Source organism: Microcoleus sp. BR0-C5, from assembly GCF_036705045.1.
Classification (GTDB): Bacteria; Cyanobacteriota; Cyanobacteriia; order Cyanobacteriales; family Microcoleaceae; genus Microcoleus.
Genome location: NZ_JAUBTR010000046.1, coordinates 1 through 19,546 on the forward strand (window position 1 = coordinate 1; position 19,546 = coordinate 19,546).

General features: G+C 46.1%; 18 protein-coding genes. 12 read left to right on the forward strand and 6 right to left on the reverse strand.

Going from position 1 to position 19,546, the window contains the following annotated elements; all coding sequences use genetic code 11:
• Nucleotides 1-267: 267 nt before the first annotated feature.
• Both QUB08_RS20535 and QUB08_RS20540 read right to left on the reverse strand, forming a co-directional pair.
• Nucleotides 268-852 carry a PAP/fibrillin family protein gene (locus tag QUB08_RS20535; RefSeq protein ID WP_333226602.1) on the reverse strand — a complete coding sequence of 195 codons (585 nt, stop codon included), beginning with the start codon at nt 850-852 and terminating at the stop codon, nt 268-270.
• Nucleotides 853-1,006: 154 nt separating this feature from the next.
• The gene (locus QUB08_RS20540) at nt 1,007-2,683 is read right to left on the reverse strand and encodes a glycosyltransferase family 4 protein (RefSeq protein ID WP_333226604.1); all 1,677 of its coding nucleotides are present in this window, start codon (nt 2,681-2,683) and stop codon (nt 1,007-1,009) included.
• 412 nt (nt 2,684-3,095) lie between these two features.
• On the opposite strand from QUB08_RS20540, the gene QUB08_RS20545 reads away from it, so the two are divergent.
• The 8 genes from QUB08_RS20545 (at nt 3,096) to QUB08_RS20580 (ending at nt 12,915) form a co-directional block, all read left to right on the forward strand.
• Complete coding sequence (locus tag QUB08_RS20545) at nt 3,096-3,335, forward strand: DUF3134 domain-containing protein (protein ID WP_006631296.1); 240 nt, start codon at nt 3,096-3,098, stop codon at nt 3,333-3,335.
• A 130-nt stretch (nt 3,336-3,465) separates the two neighbouring features.
• On the forward strand, nt 3,466-4,581 hold the full coding sequence (gene mraY, locus QUB08_RS20550; protein ID WP_333226606.1) for a phospho-N-acetylmuramoyl-pentapeptide-transferase: 1,116 nt from the start codon (nt 3,466-3,468) through the stop codon (nt 4,579-4,581).
• 413 nt (nt 4,582-4,994) lie between these two features.
• Complete coding sequence (locus QUB08_RS20555) at nt 4,995-6,155, forward strand: glycosyltransferase (protein WP_333226608.1); 1,161 nt, start codon at nt 4,995-4,997, stop codon at nt 6,153-6,155.
• Nucleotides 6,156-6,489: 334 nt separating this feature from the next.
• Nucleotides 6,490-8,349 carry an NAD(P)H-quinone oxidoreductase subunit F gene (locus QUB08_RS20560; RefSeq protein ID WP_333226610.1) on the forward strand — a complete coding sequence of 620 codons (1,860 nt, stop codon included), beginning with the start codon at nt 6,490-6,492 and terminating at the stop codon, nt 8,347-8,349.
• 104 nt (nt 8,350-8,453) lie between these two features.
• Complete coding sequence (locus tag QUB08_RS20565; RefSeq protein WP_333226611.1) at nt 8,454-9,170, forward strand: carbonic anhydrase; 717 nt, start codon at nt 8,454-8,456, stop codon at nt 9,168-9,170.
• Between the two features lie 203 nt (nt 9,171-9,373).
• Nucleotides 9,374-10,924: an NADH-quinone oxidoreductase subunit M gene (locus QUB08_RS20570; protein ID WP_333226612.1), complete on the forward strand. Its 1,551-nt coding sequence runs from the start codon at nt 9,374-9,376 to the stop codon at nt 10,922-10,924.
• 201 nt (nt 10,925-11,125) lie between these two features.
• The gene (locus QUB08_RS20575; protein ID WP_333226613.1) at nt 11,126-12,448 is read left to right on the forward strand and encodes a CO2 hydration protein; all 1,323 of its coding nucleotides are present in this window, start codon (nt 11,126-11,128) and stop codon (nt 12,446-12,448) included.
• A gap of 260 nt (nt 12,449-12,708) precedes the next feature.
• Nucleotides 12,709-12,915: a hypothetical protein gene (locus QUB08_RS20580; protein ID WP_333226614.1), complete on the forward strand. Its 207-nt coding sequence runs from the start codon at nt 12,709-12,711 to the stop codon at nt 12,913-12,915.
• 41 nt (nt 12,916-12,956) lie between these two features.
• Here QUB08_RS20580 and QUB08_RS20585 read toward each other — a convergent pair whose 3' ends face one another.
• Nucleotides 12,957-13,427 carry a hypothetical protein gene (locus tag QUB08_RS20585; RefSeq protein WP_333226616.1) on the reverse strand — a complete coding sequence of 157 codons (471 nt, stop codon included), beginning with the start codon at nt 13,425-13,427 and terminating at the stop codon, nt 12,957-12,959.
• A gap of 131 nt (nt 13,428-13,558) precedes the next feature.
• On the opposite strand from QUB08_RS20585, the gene QUB08_RS20590 reads away from it, so the two are divergent.
• The 4 genes from QUB08_RS20590 (at nt 13,559) to QUB08_RS20605 (ending at nt 14,700) form a co-directional block, all read left to right on the forward strand.
• The gene (locus QUB08_RS20590) at nt 13,559-13,777 is read left to right on the forward strand and encodes a helix-turn-helix transcriptional regulator (RefSeq protein WP_333158825.1); all 219 of its coding nucleotides are present in this window, start codon (nt 13,559-13,561) and stop codon (nt 13,775-13,777) included.
• A 77-nt stretch (nt 13,778-13,854) separates the two neighbouring features.
• Nucleotides 13,855-14,067 carry a helix-turn-helix transcriptional regulator gene (locus QUB08_RS20595; protein WP_333226618.1) on the forward strand — a complete coding sequence of 71 codons (213 nt, stop codon included), beginning with the start codon at nt 13,855-13,857 and terminating at the stop codon, nt 14,065-14,067.
• Between the two features lie 85 nt (nt 14,068-14,152).
• On the forward strand, nt 14,153-14,365 hold the full coding sequence (locus QUB08_RS20600; protein WP_006631308.1) for a helix-turn-helix domain-containing protein: 213 nt from the start codon (nt 14,153-14,155) through the stop codon (nt 14,363-14,365).
• Nucleotides 14,366-14,505: 140 nt separating this feature from the next.
• Entirely contained in the window at nt 14,506-14,700 is a 195-nt protein-coding gene (locus QUB08_RS20605; protein ID WP_265239051.1) for a hypothetical protein, read from the forward strand.
• A 451-nt stretch (nt 14,701-15,151) separates the two neighbouring features.
• On the opposite strand, the gene QUB08_RS20610 is transcribed toward QUB08_RS20605, so the two are convergent.
• From QUB08_RS20610 to psaB, 3 genes are all read right to left on the reverse strand, one after another.
• A complete protein-coding gene (locus QUB08_RS20610) occupies nt 15,152-15,691 on the reverse strand; it encodes a group 1 truncated hemoglobin (RefSeq protein ID WP_333226620.1) in 540 nt (179 codons plus the stop codon).
• Between the two features lie 834 nt (nt 15,692-16,525).
• Nucleotides 16,526-17,083: an AAA family ATPase gene (locus QUB08_RS20615; RefSeq protein ID WP_333226622.1), complete on the reverse strand. Its 558-nt coding sequence runs from the start codon at nt 17,081-17,083 to the stop codon at nt 16,526-16,528.
• Nucleotides 17,084-17,251: 168 nt separating this feature from the next.
• Nucleotides 17,252-19,480: a photosystem I core protein PsaB gene (gene psaB / locus QUB08_RS20620; protein ID WP_333226624.1), complete on the reverse strand. Its 2,229-nt coding sequence runs from the start codon at nt 19,478-19,480 to the stop codon at nt 17,252-17,254.
• Nucleotides 19,481-19,546 lie beyond the last annotated feature (66 nt).

The following is a 19,546-nucleotide window of genomic DNA, read 5'->3' on the forward strand; positions in this document are numbered from 1 at the left end:
GGGATTTTAAAGTCCCAAAAGCCTTTCGACCCCAATTATTTGACTGCTACCCCTTGACAGGTCAAGACAGTATCTACATCAAATAATAACTTGGTAATTAGGTCGGGGCGGGTTTAAAAGATTGTGGGTCTTAGGCTGAGATTTTTCGTAAAACCCGCCCCTACATTAAATAATAACTTGGCAATTAGGTCGGGGCGGGTTTAAAAGATTGTGGGTCTTAGGCTGAGATTTTTGGTAAAACCCGCCCCGATATCAAATAATAACAAATCACTCTTTTGTCAAGACAAAAACACTGTCTTTATTCCCCCGTCCAATCCGCAAATCTTTATCCAAATAAGTAATATCCAGCCATCCCTGCTGTTCGCGAGTATCCAGCCCGAAATCTACAGCAGCGAACTTTTTCCCCGACTCAATCTCATCGATAAACTTCCCCGGAGATTCATAGCCAATCAACCTGCTTAAACCGACAATTGACCGCTCAAACTTCACCTGCACTCGCCGTTCTGAAGTTGGCTGAAATCTCGCCGCCACACTGACAATTCCTTCCAAATAAGGCAAGCCGTAAAGTTCGGCAATGTTGTAAATTTTAGATTCTTTGGCGCGGATAGATTGATATATTGACCCCAATTTTACTAAGGGAAAAGCGTCAAGATTCAGCAGGTCGCTGCTGCTGGTGTACAATAGTCGCCAATCGCCATTTAAAAGCTCTGCAGCTTCCACAGGGCGAGACGTGGGGTTGTAATCTTCCAATTGGGCGATCGCGCTTAAAATCGCTTGTTTGTCGCTGGGAGTAGCCAGCAAACCTCGATTCTTGCCAGCAATTATCTCTAAGAGTGCAGATTTTCTAAGCATGATTTTTTAAGAAGGAAGAACACGGGTTTTGACACGAATACACGGATTAATTATCGAAGGTGAGGCAAAAGTCAGACCGCTCTTTTCTTCTGTCTCAAGCGAGAGGGAGGAAATTTTGTGTAGTAGCGATTTTAATCGCCGAGTCCGCAGAGTATTAACAACTAATAACTAAGATACCAAATTTCACCAGATAGAGCAGAGTCCGATACAGGTCGGCTAATTCTTGCTCGTTTTTAACGTAGCGTCGGATAAGTTCCCCCACGCCGATCGCACCTTCCTGCTTAATTGTGTCCAATATCTCCATCTGAATGCTAACAGATGTTCTCCTATCCTCACCAAAACTGGTAAACCTAATTGTCCGTACCTGCTTTAAAAGTTCTGGTGTGGCGATCACACCCAGACTCAGCATCATCTCATTGCTTAAACTTCTAGTCGCATAATTAGCCAATACCCGAAACGGATCGTCGCCTAGGGGATAAGGCGACTTCCCAGGTTTTAAAGGTGCTGACTCCGGTGCCTCCAGGCGAATTTCTGCTAATTCCCGCCACAATTGTTCGTAAGCAGCAATTACTACTTTCCAATCATAAATTTCCCTCGCCCTTTGTCTGGCATTTTCCCCCATCCGCTTTCTCAATTCGGGGTTTTCAATTAATTGACACAACGCCAGGGTGCAAGCATCAATGTCTACTGCTGTCGCGAGGGAAGTGTGACCCATGTAAGTCGGCCAATTTAAGCTGTCGTCGAGATAATTTAGGGCTAAATCTAAACAAGATTCCGGGGGTGGGATGAGTGTGGGAATGCGGAAGCCGTCTATTTCGTGGCGTACAGATTCTTTGTATCCGTTCCAATCGGAGACTATGGCCGGCAGTCCGTTCGCCATAGCTTCTATTGGTGTCAGTCCAAAGGATTCTTGAATGTTGTCGGAAAGCGAAATGAAAATGTCGGCGGCCGACCAAATATTTATTCTAATTTCCGGCTGTCTCCCATCTAAAAAAATAGCATTCACCGAGGGACAAAATATTTGTGCGCTATTTTTAAAGTCGGGTTCTTCTCTCGGATCTTCGATCCAACCGGCTTGAATTAAGTGGATTTTGGCTTTTGTCTGTTGTGCTGCCCGTTCTAGGGCGATGTACATGGGTACCGGATGAGCTTTTGCAGAAAAAGTCAATCGACCTACAAATAACACAACAATATCTTCCGGAGAAATGCCGAGTTCTTGTCGCAGTTGGCGGCGACTATTAACTGCTTCCAAACCCTGCGGAAACGCGCTGCAATCGACTCCTAGGGGAATAACGGGGAATTTGACCAAAATTTCCGGTTTACCGCCGTTCCGCTGGGCTAAATATTCAGACCACTCCCTCATAACTCCTTCTACTGCTGTTTTTACGGCTGCAGAGGTGCAGATCAGGGCGTCCCAAGGCTGCATGGGTGCGGTGATCAAATCGCCGATCGCCCCCATGATGTATTTTGTACCGATCGTGTGAGTAACGCCGCAAACGCTGTAGGCCCGCTGATCGACAAATCTGCGCGCCCACACCATCTGCGACAGAACCGGATCGGGTCGGTAAATTGTGCCCGGTTGAGATAGCAAATCCGGTCGTTCCATCGGAATCCAGCGCACTTTCCGAGGTGTTTGCAGCCAAGGTTGGATGTGCGAACAAAACTCTTTAAAGGTTGTTTCGCTATCGGCGCAACAGTAGAGAGAGTCGGCGGTTCCGTGTTGGACTAAGCTTTTGAGAAACCCTTCTCCGGCTGAATGACGCCCCAGAAGTTTTTGCCCTCCGGTGTCGTAGCCCTCTTTGTTGTATAAAACCGCTGCCGTTGTATCCATTCTGAGATTTATTGCTTGAGAGTTGACTGAAGAAGCCAGAGGGCATTCGAGCTCAGGCTTTGATGAAAAACCAGGAGAATGTTGTGAATCAAACCCTTGCTGTTAGGGAGGCTTGCAGAACAGGATCGCCGCTTGTCCCGCGATATCTTAAAGACGATCGTCTTAGAGTACAATGCTTACGGCTAAAGAAGGATTGGCAAGAGCGGATTTTAGTGCTATCCTCATGCCCATGCTTGGGGGCGATCGCCTTTTCGGTCTCCCATCTTATCCGATCCGGAACCAAACAGTGCCTGTGGTATAATGCTTTAGCCTTGCTAAATGCCCGATTTGCAAGTGCTTGATCAAAGGAGCAGTTCGTCGGCAAAACGTTACCTCTACTCGATCGCGTCTTTGTCTTTAAAAACCGATAATCATGTACAACCCATCTCTGCGTCAAATTCCTCGCCACTTACCTGCGGATGTAATTCCATTAAAACAGCAATCTTCTCTTTTAGACTGGTTGGAATCTAACAATCGCCTGTTAGCAAGGGATGTCCAAGAACCCGACTATCTGCACGAAGAAGAAATTTCGGAACTGATGGCAGTTGACGACAGTCCTTACGATGATTTAGAAGAGGAAGTAGAAGAGGATGTGAGTGTAGGCGAAGAATAACGGGTAGAAGGGTGAAGAAATCAACCGGAAACAGGGAAGAAAAACTAAGAGATTTCTCAATCTCCTGTATCGCACCCTATTCCCACATTGTCAATTGCTTATTCTCAAATAGTGTGTGGTGAGGAGTGTTATGGATAACTTTTTGGATGAGAAAATCCCTTTTAGTCTGCCTTTCAAACTTACAGGCAAGAATTTATTCCTGCTGCTGGGTTTGGGACTCGGCATTGTAGCGATCGGTTTAGATGTAGCAGCGGGTAGATTTTTGAATTTACCTGCATCGCTATTTATGCCGCTAGTTGTTTGTGCTGTAGTTGCGTCGGGGTTGGGCTATGCAGTGGTGCCCGTACTCCAGCAACTAAAAGCAGGACAAATAATTCGCGAAGACGGCCCCCAAGCCCATTTGAAAAAAGCGGGAACGCCGACAATGGGAGGCATCTTTTTTATACCTGCTGGGGTAGCAGTCGCTTTACTTTGGTCTAAGTTTAACTCAGATGTTGTTGCCGTATCGGCTTTAACTTTAGCTTACGCTTTCATTGGCTGGATCGATGACTGGCAAATTCTGCGACGTAAGTCTAACAAAGGTATTTCACCTCGGATGAAATTGGCTTTGCAAATAAGTTTTGCTGCTCTATTTTGTCTGTGGCTGATGTTTCATCAACCAGCAATTTCTACGAATGTTGCTTTGCCTTTCGGTTGGGTATTGCCATTAGGTTTGCTGTTCTGGCCGCTGGCTGGTTTTGTGCTAGTTGCCGAAAGCAATGCTACTAATCTTACCGATGGTGTTGACGGGTTGATGGGAGGTTTGGGGGCGATCGCACTTTTGGGATTGGGCGCATCTGTAGCCTCAACTTCGCCAGAATTAATGATATTTTGCGCTTGCATCAGCGGCAGTTGTATCGGTTTCTTAGCACACAACCGCAATCCAGCCAAGGTGTTTATGGGCGATACAGGTGCTTTAGCTTTGGGCGGTGCGTTGGGTGCGGTAGCTTTATTAACAAATAGCCTTTGGATATTATTAATTATCAGCGGGATTTTCTTTATTGAAACGCTGTCAGTAATTGCTCAAGTAGGTTATTACAAAGCTACAAAAGGGCCGGATGGAATCGGCAAGCGTCTGTTAAGAATGGCTCCACTGCACCATCATTTAGAGTTGTGCGGCTGGTTGGAAACTCAGGTTGTTGGCATTTTTTATATAACTAACGTGGCGTTAGTGTTAATGGTTCTGATGTTGACGGGGAACAGTTGAGAACGGATGGGGTGACGGATTGTACAGGGGATGTAAGAGATATTTTCTACTATTTCAAAGAAACAGGCAAGATGCCTGTTCCACAAGAACTGAATGCAGTTGTGGAACAGGCATCTTGCCTGTTTAAGGGAAAGAAACAGGCAAGATGCCTGTTCCACAAGAACTGAATGCAGTTGTGAAACAGGCATCTTGCCTGTTTAAGAGTCCGAAGTTATAATTTTGACAAGTTATATCCCCGTTAATGCCATGGAACTTAGTAACACTTTTTAATTATTTGAAGAACCGCGAAGACGCTTATAGGACAAAGTAAGAACTACATTTGCTTATTTATCTTCCTTAGCGTCCTTAGCGCCTGCGCGGTTCGTTTAATCTTACTCAATATTAGTTATGCTATCGTTTACGGTTGTTTGTGAATGACTAAAACGTTTTTACCGCAAGTTTCGGTGGTTGTGCCAGTTTACAACGGCGAGATGGGTTTGCCGGAGTTGATCGAGTGCCTGCGATCGCAAACTTATCCGATCGACAGTGTAGAATATCTCTTAGTAGACAATAACAGTCGCGATCGCACTTCAACCATCATCCAAACAGCAGCCTCTAACCCCCCCTCACTCCCAGGGCTGTTTCGGGGCAACCACGGGGGGATTGCCCCTACGGAAAACCAGGCTTTTGTAGGGGCGATGCCCCCGTACCCGCCCCCACCCACAGATGATTTCATGGGCATTTCAGGCATCGGGGCTCTTCACGAGGGTTTGCCCCTACAAGAAAATGAAACCGCCCTGCCCTCACTCCCCCCCTTACCAAGGGGGGGAAGCAATTTCAATCGAATAACCATTCGCCACCTCACCGAAAACCAGATTCAAAGTTCCTACGCCGCCCGCAATAAAGGAATTCGCGCATCAACAGGCGAAATCATTGCATTTACTGATGCAGACTGTCGCCCGGAATCTGACTGGCTGGAAAATTTAGTTAAGCCATTTGTTGACTTAGAAATAGGAATTAGCGCTGGGGAAATACTCGCACTGCCCGGTAAAACTATTTTAGAACAACACGCCGATCGCCAAAATACTTTATCTCAAAAACATACTCTCGCTCACCCTTTTTGTGCTTACGGCCAAACCGCCAATTTAGCTGTACGGAGGCTAGTTTTACAACAAATAGGTTTGTTTCGCCCGCATCTCACCAGCGGCGGCGATGCGGACTTATGCTGGCGGATTTTGCGGGAAACATCCTATAAAATGTATTTTGCCGAAAATGCGATCGTCCGACACCGCCACCGTTCTACAATAAAACAGTTGCAAAGTCAATGGTATCGGTACGGCGAATCTAATAAATATTTGCACGAACTCCACGGTGTCGATTTGATGCGAGAATTCACAACAGGGGAATATTTTTACCGGCTGGCTAGGTGGCTGTTAAAGGAATTTCCGGTGGCAGCGGCCAAAAGTGCGAGCAGCCGATCCGATATGGTAGATTTGTTTAATACGCCGATCGGTCTTTTGAATGTTAGGGCAAGGGCGATCGGACAGCGCCAAGCCAAACTTCCCGAATCAGCTTGGCAGATTGAGCGGTTTTAATCGGTTTTAATATTTTAGAGCAATAAATAATTGTTCGATCGCACTTGCGATCGACAAATATTCGTTTGTACACAATCCCCCCTATATATACCTATAAGTATAGTTTATCAGTACAGATAAGTATGCTGAATCGGAAATATGAAAATTTAACGCAATACTTAATATAAAATTAATAAGTCTATTCTGAAGCGCTCGTTTTGACGAGGGGAAGAAACTCAGAGGCAAACCCCAAAATTTTCTTTACTTCTGCCTTCGGGCTTTTCACTGCTGTCGTCAGCGCGTTGGGAATTATTCTCATAATTTTAAATTTTTGTAACCTTTACAAGTAATGCCAATGGCTCAAATCTTACTCCAGACCGTTTGGTTTATACCTTGCTATCCACTCATCGGCGGAGTTCTGTCGATGCTGTGGTTTCCGGCTGTTACCCGCCGCACGGGGCCAAGACCATCCGGTTACGTGAACGCCATATTAACCTTGTTCGCTTTCTTACACGGCGTCATCGCCCTGACAGCTATCTGGAACCAACCAGCGCAACACCAGTTGATTCCCTGGCTGAAGGTAGCAGGTTTAGACTTAACCATTCCCGTAGAAATCTCTGCTGTCACCGTCGGCGCGACAGTTTTGATTACCGGACTGAACTTGCTGGCCCAGATTTATGCTTTCGGTTACATGGAAATGGACTGGGGCTGGGCTCGGTTCTTTTCTCTGATGGGGCTGTTTGAAGCGGGGATGTGCGGCTTGGTACTGTGCAATTCCCTGTTCTTCAGCTACATGATTTTAGAAGTTCTGACTTTGGGCACTTACCTGCTAGTCGGGCTGTGGTTCAATCAGTCTTTGGTGGTGACAGGAGCCCGCGACGCTTTCTTAACAAAGCGGGTGGGAGATTTATTCCTGCTGATGGGAGTAGTCGCAATTCTGGCGCTGGCTGGAACTTGGAATTTTGACGAGTTGGCTGTTTGGGCTCAGACTGCAAAGCTTGACCCTACTGTAGCGACGCTGTTGAGCTTAGCCTTGATTGCCGGGCCGATGGGTAAGTGCGCTCAGTTTCCCTTGCACCTGTGGCTGGATGAGGCGATGGAAGGCCCGCTGCCGGCGACGATTTTGCGGAATACCGTAGTTGTCGAAACTGGTGCTTGGATATTGATTAAGTTGCAGCCGGTGATTGCTTTGTCGCCGATCGGACTGAAGACAACTATTATTGTAGGTGCTGCGACGGCGGTGGGTGCTTCATTAATTGCGATCGCCCAAATTGACATCAAGCGCACGCTTTCCTATATAGTCAGCTCTTACATGGGCTTAGTATTTATCGCCGTCGGCACCGGACAAGCCCAGACAGCCCTGACATTAATATTTGCCTACAGCTTGGCAATGGGTTTGCTGGTGATGAGCATCGGTTCGGTAGTTTGGAACAGCATCACTCAGGATGTCCGAGCTCTCGGCGGTTTGTGGGGAAAGCGGCCAATATCGGCAATATCGTTTATTGTCGGTAGCGCTGGATTGGTGGGACTACCGCCCTTCGGCTGCTTCTGGGCTTTAGAAGACTTCACATCCGGGCTTTGGCAAACTCATCCTTTGCTGTTAGGAATAGTGCTGTTTGTAAACGGCGTCACTGCTTTTGGGTTGATGCGCGTCTTCGGTTTAGTTTTTGGCGGCCAACCAAAGCAAATGACCGAACGCTCGCCGGAAGTTCACTGGCCTTTTATCTTGCCGATGACTGTTTTAATGGGCTTTACTTTGCACGTTCCGCACTTGCTGGCTGCGTGGCATTTATTGCCGGGGGCAAGTTTGAATTATACCGCAACTGGACTGCTAGTTTTGTCAACGGCGATCGGCATCGGTGCCGGAGCATTTATTTACCTGAACGAAAAATGGGAAAAACCTGTACGAATTGGTTCTGAAGCTTTGCAAGACTTTTTTGCTTACGACTTTTACACGGCAAAACTTTACCGGGTGACAGTGATATTTGCAGTCGGTTTAGTTGCTCAAATCATCTCCTGGTTCGATCGCAATATTGTTGACGGATTCGCGAACTTAATCGGTTTCGCAACGGTTTTCGGCGGGCAAAGCCTCAAATACAACGTTAACGGTCAAACTCAGTTTTACGCCCTGACAATTCTGTTCGGAGTAGCAGTTTTGGGACTGCTCATAAGCTGGCCACTGCTAGCTCGCCTGTCGCTGATTGTAGGCGGGTAAAGAGATATAAATTTTAAGATTTTAGGTGACAATTTTAATCTAAAATCTTAAAAACATGAAGTCTTGAACAAAGATTTCCAACTCGTTCAAATAAGGCAGCATAAATGACCTCAAACAACAGACAATTCAATCTTTCCCGACGCAATTCCCTCAAATTGGTCGCAGGTGCTATTGGTACAGGGATACTCGCAGCAGGAGCAGGCGCTGATTTGGCTGCACCCGAACCGGCAATTGCTCAAAATGACTCGACTCCCGATGCAGCTCTCCAAAAGTTAATCGACGGAAACAAACGGTTTGTTGACAGCAAACGCCAAAATCCCAACCAAGACTTTGGGCGCCTCACCGAAGTTGCCAAATCTCAAAAACCCTTTGCTGCGATTCTGGGCTGTGCAGATTCCCGCTTTCCTTCGGAAATTATCTTCGATCAAGGATTGGGAGATTTATTTGTCTGTCGCGTGGCAGGAAATGTTGTTACTTCCGAAGAAACTGGCAGCCTGGAATTTGGCACGCTGGTACTGGGAGCAAAAGTGCTTGTGGTAGTCGGGCATAAAAGGTGCGGTGCGGTAGACGCAACCATCAAAGGAGCTCAAGTTCCCGGTCAAATTGGCAGTTTGCTCGACGCAATTAGGCCTGCTGTAGAAAGCTCGAAAGACCAAGCGGGCGACAAGTTAGAAAATGCCTGCAAAGCGAATGTTAGGCTGCAAGCTAACAAATTGAAAGCCTCTCCAGTTATCTCTAAGTTAATTGCGGAGAATAAACTGAAAGTTGTTGGTGGCTACTACGATTTAGACACGGGGACAGTCACTATTATTCCTGAGTAATGATGCAATTTGGAATTGATAATTTGGGATAATTTAACATCTAAACTTTCAACTTATCAAACCATAAAAGCGTGCTAAATTGAGAGTTAATATCAAATAAGTTAGCATCGGAATAGGAAATTCGAGTTAACTGTCAACCGTCAACCGTCAACAATCATTCCGGTGCAACCGGAATTGATATTACTCTTTACTCTTGACACATTATGCTTAGTGCCTTGCTCTGGTTGCCCGCGTTGGGCGCTGCGGTAGTCGGGTTCCTGCCCGGAAATATCAATGGGATGCGTCTGCGTTCAATAGCCTCGGCTTTTGCAGCAGCTATTTTCATTTTGAATATCTGGCTGTTGACTCAATTCGATCCAGCAAATTCGGGACTGCAATTTCAAGAATATTTGCCTTGGATTCCACAATTAGGTTTGAGCTACAACTTGGGCATTGACGGCTTGTCCTTGCCGCTGCTGGTTTTAAGTGCTTTGCTGACGCTATTAGTCATTTACGGCACGGGCGAAAAGATGGAGCGCCCCCAGCTTTACTACGCTTTGATTTTGCTAATCAATGCTGGTATTGCCGGAGCTTTGATGTCTCAAAATTTGCTGCTGTTTGTACTGTTTTACGAAGTAGAATTAATTCCTTTTTACCTGTTGATTGCGATTTGGGGCGGAAAGCAGCGGGAATACGCTGCTATGAAGTTTTTGATCTACACGGCAGTTTCGGGACTTTTAGTGCTGGCAGCATTTTTGGGTGTGGCTTGGCTGAGTGGTTCTTTAAATTTCGATTACAGTGCGATTACCACTCAAGAATTGCCGAGAAATATGCAGTTAATCCTGCTAACAATTTTGCTAATTGGGTTGGGAATTAAAATTCCCTTGGTGCCGCTGCACACTTGGCTACCGGATGCTTACGTGGAAGCTTCGCCAGCAACAGCAATTTTGCTGGGAGGGATTCTGGCGAAGTTGGGAACTTACGGTTTAGTGCGGTTTGGCTTGCAGATGTTTCCCGAAACTTGGTCGATTATAGCTCCGGGTTTAGCGATTATCGGGACTGTGAGCGTGATGTACGGGGCTTTGAGCGCGATCGCCCAAAAAGACATCAAACGCATGGTAGCCTATAGTTCGATCGGGCATATGGGCTACATCCTGGTTGCCTGCGCTGCGGGTACGAAGCTGGCATTAATCGGCGCTGTCGGGCAAATGGTAAGCCACGGCTTAATTTTAGCTTTGCTGTTTTATTTGGTAGGTATCATCGAAACCAAAGTTGGCACGCGGGATTTGGACGTGCTCAACGGTTTGATGAACCCGATGCGGGGTTTACCCACTGCCAGTTCCCTGTTAGTTTTGGGCGGTATGGCAAGCGCCGGAATTCCCGGTTTGGTGGGTTTTATTGCCGAATTTTTAGTATTTCAAGGCAGTTTTTCAGTCTTTCCAATTCCAACTTTAATCTGCATTTTAGCCTCTGGTTTAACAGCAGTTTACTTTGTGATTCTGCTCAACCGCACCTGTTTTGGGAAGTTGGACAATGCCACGGCTTACTACCCTCCAGTTACGTTTGCTGAAAATATGCCGGCACTGGTTTTGGCAGGCATCATTTTTGTGTTGGGAATTCAACCTGCTTGGCTGCTAAAGTGGAGCGAATCCACTACAAATGCGATCGTTGCTACTCTGCCTGTAGACAGAAATACCCAAGTAGCTATTAGCTATCCCCTAGAACATTCGGTTCTTGAAATCGCGTCTACACAAACGAAGTCCGCCAGGGAATGAATTCCACGGGGCTTATAGCGAAAGTCCTCGCTATGAGGACTAATGAGTTTTCTAGTCCTCATAGCGAGGACTTTCGCTTTGAGGCAGGGGTTTCAACCCCTGCCGGACTTCTGGACTATCGGTTTTACGTTAAGTTCTAACCAATAGGCAGAGGCTGGAAGTAGATAAATATTCAATTTCACTCAATCCAAGGAAGAAACAATGGTACAAACCCCTAATAAACCAGCAACTAAACTACCTCCTTCCAAACACGAATTTGCCGAAATAATTCACAGGCTGGAAGCGGGTGGCGCAATGATTCCAGATACGCCGGAAAATCTGATGCAAATCATCGCTATTTGGAAAGCTTACGCGGTGCCGATGGACTTTTACTGGCGGGATTTGCTTTACATCGCCGAACGAGTATTTTTACACCCGCTTCCCTTCTTTAAATACTTCTTGCCCCAGGAATATTTAGACTTGCAAAATCACTATGCAGGTGACGGTGCAGATTTGCGGATTTGGCGCGGGACTGGAAGTGTTCACCCGGAACTCTTGGAGTTCATGGAAAAGGGTGAAACTGGGAAAAAGCCGCGACTGTTTCACCATTTGTGGCACGATCGCATTAACATGGAATTTGCCGAAGAGTGCATGAGGTCAATGCTTTGGCACAGGGGCTTGTACGTGCCCACCAATCAATTCGATCCTTATTTGGACAGTGACGAATATAAGGCTAATGCCGATCGGGCAATTAAAGCTTATTTCAAAAAAGACCCGTTCATGCTGGCACTTCACAAAGCATTTCCCGAAATGTTTTTAGAACAGTGCCGCCAAATGTCTTATTACAGCAATCTCGGTTTATTCTGGGAAGTAATGGCACCAGTATTTTTTGAGGTTTCGGATCTTTATGACGAAGGGAAAGTTACCACAGTCCCTCAAGCTATGGATTTTCTGGTAAATGGCATATTTGCGATCGCCGGACGCCCGATTTACCACCACGTTCAAATCGACGGCGAAACCTACGAAATCATCCCCAAATCTAAGGGTTTCACTTGGCTTTACGAAGCAGCGTTACCTTACGTGGAAGCTGTATTTTATCGCACTTCGCCATTCCGAGGCACTAAATCTTACAACGCTCAGGCTAAGGAAGTTCCTGACGACCAAAAAGACTTCCACTTCGGAGTATTGTATGCAGACAAATTCCCGGTAGGTACGGCGGGGATTCCGCCGACTTTGCTAGCACAAGATATGCTGCATTTCCTGCCGCCTTATTTGAGGGATTTCTACAAACAGCGCTGTCGGGGCGAAGATGATATCCTCAATCAAATTGGGGTGACATTTCAGCGATCGATGTACTGCGTTACTTCGGCGGTGATTCAAGCTTTGCGGACTGCTCTTTTGTATCCTTTAGATGACCCGAATCCCAAGCATTTGAAGGCAAATCGGGCTTTCTTTGAGTCTCAGATTGATCGCTTCTGTCGCCCGGAATACGGCATGAAATATGCGGCGAAGCTCAAGAATATTCAGACTTCGGATTATAGGTAAAGCATGTTTTCGGGCGGGCAAGATGCCCACCCCACAAGAAACCTGATGTTTTGTGGAACAGGCATCTTGCCTGTTCTGGAGAATGGTTCAAAATATCGGTTAAAAGCGACGGGAAAAAATGAGGTTTTTTTAAAGGGATTTCAAAATTGGTATAATATACCAGTCCACCTACCAACAGATAACAAATAACAAATAACAAATAACAAATAACAAATAACAAATAACAAATAACAAATAACAAATAACAAATAACAATAACTATGGACAGCAACGATCTAGCCAAATATATCGAAGCAACGGATGGGATTTCCAAACCTTGGCTGTTGGTGCAACTGCGGCTGAAAAAATTGCAAGAAAGGCGATCGGAGATTTCTGCTGAAGAGTATATGACAGAACTTACGGACATTCACAAAGATTTAATGAATCTGGGGGAATGGTGGCTGGGAATCGAAGATGAAGTGTTTTAAAATTTAATTGAAAGTTCAAGTAGGATTAAGTCGATCGCACTTTAAAATTTATCCATCAAATCTTTTTCTTGGGCATAGACATCTCGTAGCTGTTGCAGCGCGGGCCCAGAAATGACCGATTTAACAGTAGCTACCAATTGGCCCCACTCTAGCAAGCTGTCAACTGAAACAGCTTTTTTGAACTTGTACGTGTAGAATTTCGTCCAAAATGCTGGTGCTTGCTTGCTTTTCCAGCGTTTGTACCACCTGCCAAAATCTTGAAGTGCGATCGGCTTTACTTCTACAATAGGGGGAAAATCGGCGTAGCTGACAAAGCGACTAATGCCTTTGGCGTGCACGTAAACCATGTAGCGACAGCATTCGATGCGGTAAATCTCCTCTGCTGAGATATTGAACAGGAGTGCGACTGTTTCTTCTGTGACAAATCTCGCCATCGGATGCAGGATTGGCGATTTGTGGAAAATTTTTGAGCAGGTGAGGGTGCTTGATTTTAGCTGGGATGATGCTATCATGGCTGGTAGACAGCTAGTAACTGTCTATTTAATTTTTGAAGGCGATCGCCCTTAGTTGTTCAGACGTGAGGCGATCGCTTTTTCAGATATCTAATATTAAACGACAGCAGATTGTCATTTGTCAAGTAAGTATGAGCAAAGGCTTGGTGAGGTTGCGGATTCGGGAGTTTGCAGACCAGAACGGCTGGACACTTAAGGAAGTTTCAGATCGATCGGGTGTTGGTTACAGCACCATTAGAAACTACGCCCAATGTCAAGGCATGACAACCGTTAATTTTGCCTACTTGCACAGGCTGGCTCGCATTTTCGATATTATGATTGAGGATTTGGTGGAGATTTTAGAGGAGTAGCCGATCGCCGCTAAGTATTCTTGGTCAAAATAATCTATCTTTACAAAAACACTACGCAATTGCATGAATTGTCAAGCATGGGTTTAGTAAGAATTAAAGTCAGAGAACTAGCGGCCGAGAAAGGGTGGACATTCAAGGAAGTTTCAGAACGTTCTGGCGTGGTGTACAACACTGTCAAGCATTATGCCCGCTGTCCAGGGCTGACAACTGTTGACTTTACTTTGCTGCGGAAGTTAGCTCGGACTTTTGATGTGATGATTGAGGAGTTGGTTGAGGTTTTGGAGGAATAGCCGATCGACCTTTAGTTTTCTAGACCGGGGCGATCGCTTTTTCAGATGCAATTATCTTAAAACGCAACTGCATTATTTGTCAAGCATGGGTTTAGTCAGAGTAAAAGTGCGAGAGTTAGCGGCCGAGAGGGGCTGGACATTCAAGGAGGTGGCTGAGCGATCGGGCGTGATCTACAGCACCATAACCAGCTATGCTCGTCGTTCAGAAATATCAATGGTTGACTTTACCGCCCTGTACAAGTTAGCGCGGGCATTTGATGTGATGATTGAGGACTTGGTGGAGATTATTGAGGAGTAGGCGCTCGGCCTTTCCAAGTTTCTACTATAAACTTTTTGTCACGTCTTGTCAAGACGCGCTTAAGCATTTTGCATCGCAGCTAAAAGCTCAGCTTAAAGGTGCTACGATTTAGTCAAAGTTGTTAATCTCCCGTTACCTTTGTGACTAGAGCCAGTACCGCCATTGGAGTCAGCCCGATTATCAAGGATCTTGTGCAGAAAAAGGCGCTAGCAACCCGACTAACGCTGAAGGAAATTATCTATGTAGGGATGCTGGCGATCGATGATTTAGATGAAAAGCGCTTGCAAGAATTGGCTGACAAGGTGCATCAGATGCAGGTGAATGGTGAAATTTGAGGCGATGAGGGCGATTCCCTACGGGATAGCTACGCTTCACACACTTCGGGTGAAGTAAGGCAAGGGCGCTCCTATGGAATTCGTCTACTGAAACAAATTCTCATTTTTCTACCAATAAATTGGGGTCTTCTTCTCCTCAACAGGAGCGTTCTCCCATCTAGTATTTGTACCCGTTTCGGTGCTCTTAGCCCCACAAAGTCTGCTCAAATCAACTATCGTGCTATCGGAGCGCTGATAAAAACAAAAAGGTTGATCGTTCGATTGAGCAGGGGGTGGAGCAAAAATAGCAGGCATGGAAAAGCGCTCAGAAGACTGCCTTGGCATTGGGGATACTGGAACTTTCATCTCGGTGGTTGGCTCTGACGGTTTTGCACGGGCTGCCTCGGCCGTTACCATTCCTGACAGTAGCAGAAATGCCACCGAAAGCAGGAGGAGAGGGGAGCGTTTCATCTTACTTTTCGACAATCTTGCTTCTGAGACTATTAACAAATGCCAGGACTTGGACTTTTTCTGGTTGATTGACGCTATTTTTATCGAGAGCTTGGGATATATCATTAGCAAAAGCATTAAATTCAATGTCCGTCAGGCCTCCATCCATTCCACTATGGGAAAGCTTCATAGTCCGCCCTGTATAAACACAAGGCCCCCCTGCTGCTTGGCAGAATTGATCCACTAACAACTGACGCAGCCTCTGTTGTGAGTTTGTGCCCAAGCCAATAAAGTATTTACCAATTACTGGATCAGCGAATATGAAAGTTGCTGAATCATCAATGACCTTTGCGATCGCGTTGTAGCCTCCTAGCCTATTGTAGAGAGAATTTCCTCCGGGAATTTGTGCAATCAGATCTGTAGTTACTTTTTCTGCTGATTCTTGTGCTGAAATCACCGACGTAGAACGAGCGAAACTAGGGCTTAATCTGAAAGTAGTCACAACTATGACTGTGATACAAATTAATGTCAACAACATGGCCAAAGATTTACTGAGTTTCATTGAAAAATCTCCAATTGTGATGGTAATACGGTTAATTGAATCTTCAGCACTCAGTCATTTACAGATACATAGGGTTAAGAAGCCGGAAGCCGAAGTATAAGCCGAACTAAACTTAGTCTTTCGCTCTGTGCGATCGTAAAGAGGCGAGGGTAAAGAGCGAGCAATCGTCACATCACTTGATAAGTTTAGCATCAAATTATCTTACGGTAGATTTTGTAATATTTCTTAGATAAGTCAGCATTTGCTCATTGATTGACTTCACATTGTGTTGCGTCTTGTCAAAACGCGGTTAAACAAGTTGCATCCCAGCTAAAAGCTTAGGTTAAAAGTGCTAAGATTTAATCGAAGTTGTTAATCTCCGATTAGTTTTGTGACCTGAGCAAGTACCGCGATTGGAGTCAGCCCCATTATCCAGGATATTGTGCAGAAAAAGGCGCTAGCCACCCGACTAATGCTGAAGGAAATTTTCTATGTCGGGATGCTGGCGATTGACGAGTTGGACGAAAAGCGCTTGCAATAATTGGCAGATAAGTTACATCAGATGCAGGTGAATGGGGATATCTGAGGGGAGAAGGGCTCTCGCACTTTTGGTGAAATGAGGTTCGGGGCGAGCGCACTTCTCAAAACTTCAAGAACTGGGGAAATTTGTATATATTCTTTGTAGTTAAAACTTTTGGTGTCATAGTCTTTCAAAAACTCTATAACTTCTTTTCTATCCTGAAAAAAATCCAAAACCTTATCAAATTCTTCTAAGGTAGAGGCTTTGTCAAATTCGTCAGCTTTGTTGACTCCCAAGGATAGGCTGGCATGGGCTTGATCGTCTAAGTCAATAACTCAAACTCTGTTACCTATTTTTGCCACCTCATAGGCAATATTGACAACTAAAGTAGTTTTACCAACCCCACCCTTGGATGTATGAATTGCAATTGTACGCATTTTAACTGTCTCCAAAAAATTCCTAACGAAATTTGCTACTGGTTGAACTTGTTCGGGGTTTTCTATATTGTGCTTACATTTTAGAGTCGCGTACCCTTGTGTATATTCGTAAATCTCCACTGAAAACGGATCAATCAGTATCCCAAATCTTGTATGAGAGTATTTCAGATACGTTTCTAACTGAATGCGAGCTGCCGCATCAAGTCTAATTTTAGCCGTCTTAATTTCAACCAGAAAGTTAATATATCTACTCAAGTCTTCTACTAAGAAATCAACTTCTTTTTGAGTCCAAACTATCTGACTATTGGCAGTCAGTTTAGGTACTTTAACCTTAAACTCTGGAATCCAGTGAGAATAACTACTCTTGCGAGGCAAACCCGCCATCTCCAGCATTGTCTGAACCAGATGCAGAGACACATAAGCCTCATTATTCCAGTCAGAAGACAGTTGAACCATGTTGAAGACTCAGGCTTTTCTCTATTATTACCTAAAAGGAGGTTTAATGGACAGCGCGCTCGCCCTCAGATTCCTGATTAACAGCTTCAGTTAAACAAAAGACCTAAAAAAATCCCCCGCCATAAGGCAGGGGATTTCATTTAATTACCTAGAAACCAGAGTTCAGAGTTACCCGAATTTCCCGGCCGTCGAGGCAATTACAAAGGCCGCGTAAGTGAGGACGTTGCCCACAGTAAAGTGAACTAAGCCAACCAAACGACCTTGGACGATCGACAAAGCAACAGGCTTGTCTTTCCAGCGAACCAAGTTAGCCAAAGGAGTGCGCTCGTGAGCCCAAACCAAAGTCTCGATCAACTCTTGCCAGTAACCTCTCCAAGAGATCAGGAACATGAAACCAGTTGCCCAAACGAGGTGTCCGAATAAGAACATCCAAGCCCAGACTGACAAGTTGTTAGTACCATACGGGTTGTAACCGTTGATCAACTGAGAAGAATACAGCCAGAGGTAATCGCGGAACCAGCCCATCAGGTAGGTAGAAGACTCATTGAACTGAGCCACGTTACCTTGCCAGATGCCCAGGTGCTTCCAGTGCCAGTAGAACGTTACCCAAGCTAGGGTGTTCAACATCCAGAATACAGACAGGTACATCGCGTCCCAAGCAGAGACATCGCAAGTACCGCCACGGCCGGGGCCGTCGCAAGGGAAAGCATAACCGAAGTCTTTTTTGTCCGGCATCAGCTTAGAACCGCGTGCATCCAGAGCGCCCTTGACCAAGATCAAGGTGGTGGTGTGCAAGCCTAGTGCGATCGCGTGGTGAACCAAGAAATCGCCAGGTCCGATCGCCAAGAACAGAGAATTAGTACCGCTGTTGATCGCATCCAACCAGCCTGGGAGCCATACGTTGCCGTAGTTCGGCCAAGCGGTAGAAGCAATGCTGTCAGGGTTAGACAACAGCACGTCCATGCCGTAGAGAGCTTTTCCGTGAGCAGCTTGGATGAACTGTGCGAACACTGGTTCAATCAAGATTTGCTTTTCAGGAGTACCAAAAGCTACTACAACGTCATTGTGAACGTACAAGCCGAGAGTGTGGAAGCCCAAGAACAGCGACACCCAGCTCAAGTGAGAGATAATCGCTTCTTTGTGCTGCAACACGCGATCGAGCACGTTGCCTTTGTTTGCTTCAGGATCGTAGTCCCGCACCAAGAAGATAGCTCCGTGGGCGAAAGCGCCGACCATGATGAATCCAGCAATGTACTGGTGGTGGGTGTAAAGCGCAGCCTGAGTCGTGAAGTCCTTACCTATGAAAGCGTAGGGAGGCATCGCGTACATATGCTGTGCTACCAAGGAGGTAATTACGCCCAAAGCAGCGAGGTGAAATGCCAGTTGGAAGTGCAGCGAGTTGTTGTAGGTTTCATACAAGCCTTGGTGAGGCAAGTTGAACTGCCCTTCACTCTTGCCGCCGACCAAACCAGCCTTAGAATCCAACATCTCTTTGATGCTGTGACCGATACCGAAGTTAGTCCGGTACATATGACCGGCAACGATAAACAGAACTGCGATCGCCAAGTGGTGGTGAGCGATGTCTGTCAGCCACAGGGATTCTGTTTGAGGGTGGAAGCCACCCAAGAAAGTCAGAATAGCGGTTCCAGCGCCTTCGGAAGTACCGAAGACATGGTTCGCTGTATCTGGGTTCTCGGCGTATACGCCCCAGTTACCACTGAAGAACGGAGCCAAACCAGCCGGGTGAGGCGGGGTTGACAAGAAGTTGTCCCAACCTACGTGCTGTCCGCGAGATTCGGGGATAGCAACGTGAACCATGTGACCAGTCCAAGCCAAAGAGCTGACACCGAACAAACCAGCCAAGTGGTGGTTGAGGCGAGATTCAGCATTTTTGAACCAAGACAAGCTGGGGCGGTACTTGGGTTGGAGGTGCAACCAACCTGCGAACAGGAAGACAGCGGCCAGCAGTAGCAAGAAGATAGCTCCTTGATACAGGTCGGCGTTTGTCCGAATCCCTTGGGTGAACCACCAATGGTAGACACCAGAGTAAGAGATATCCACCGGGTTAGAAGCGCCCCCTTGAGTGAAAGCTTCTACAGCAGGAGCGCCAAATTGCGGGTCCCAAATCGCGTGAGCGATCGGGCGGACGTTTAGAGGGTCTTTAATCCACTGTTCAAAGTTACCTTGCCATGCTACGTGGAACAGGCTGCCCGATGTCCACAAGAAAATGATTGCTACGTGGCCGAAGTGAGAAGCAAAAATCTTTTGGTAAAGATTTTCTTCGGTCATGCCATCGTGGCTTTCAAAGTCGTGTGCTGTGGCAATCCCGTACCAGATCCGCCGTGTGGTCGGGTCTTGGGCAAGGTCTTGGCTAAATTTTGGAAATTTCGTTGCCATAAGCCTTGATTAATCCTGAATCCTGAACAAAATTGAAGGGATTCGGTTCGGAGTTTGGATTCTCGA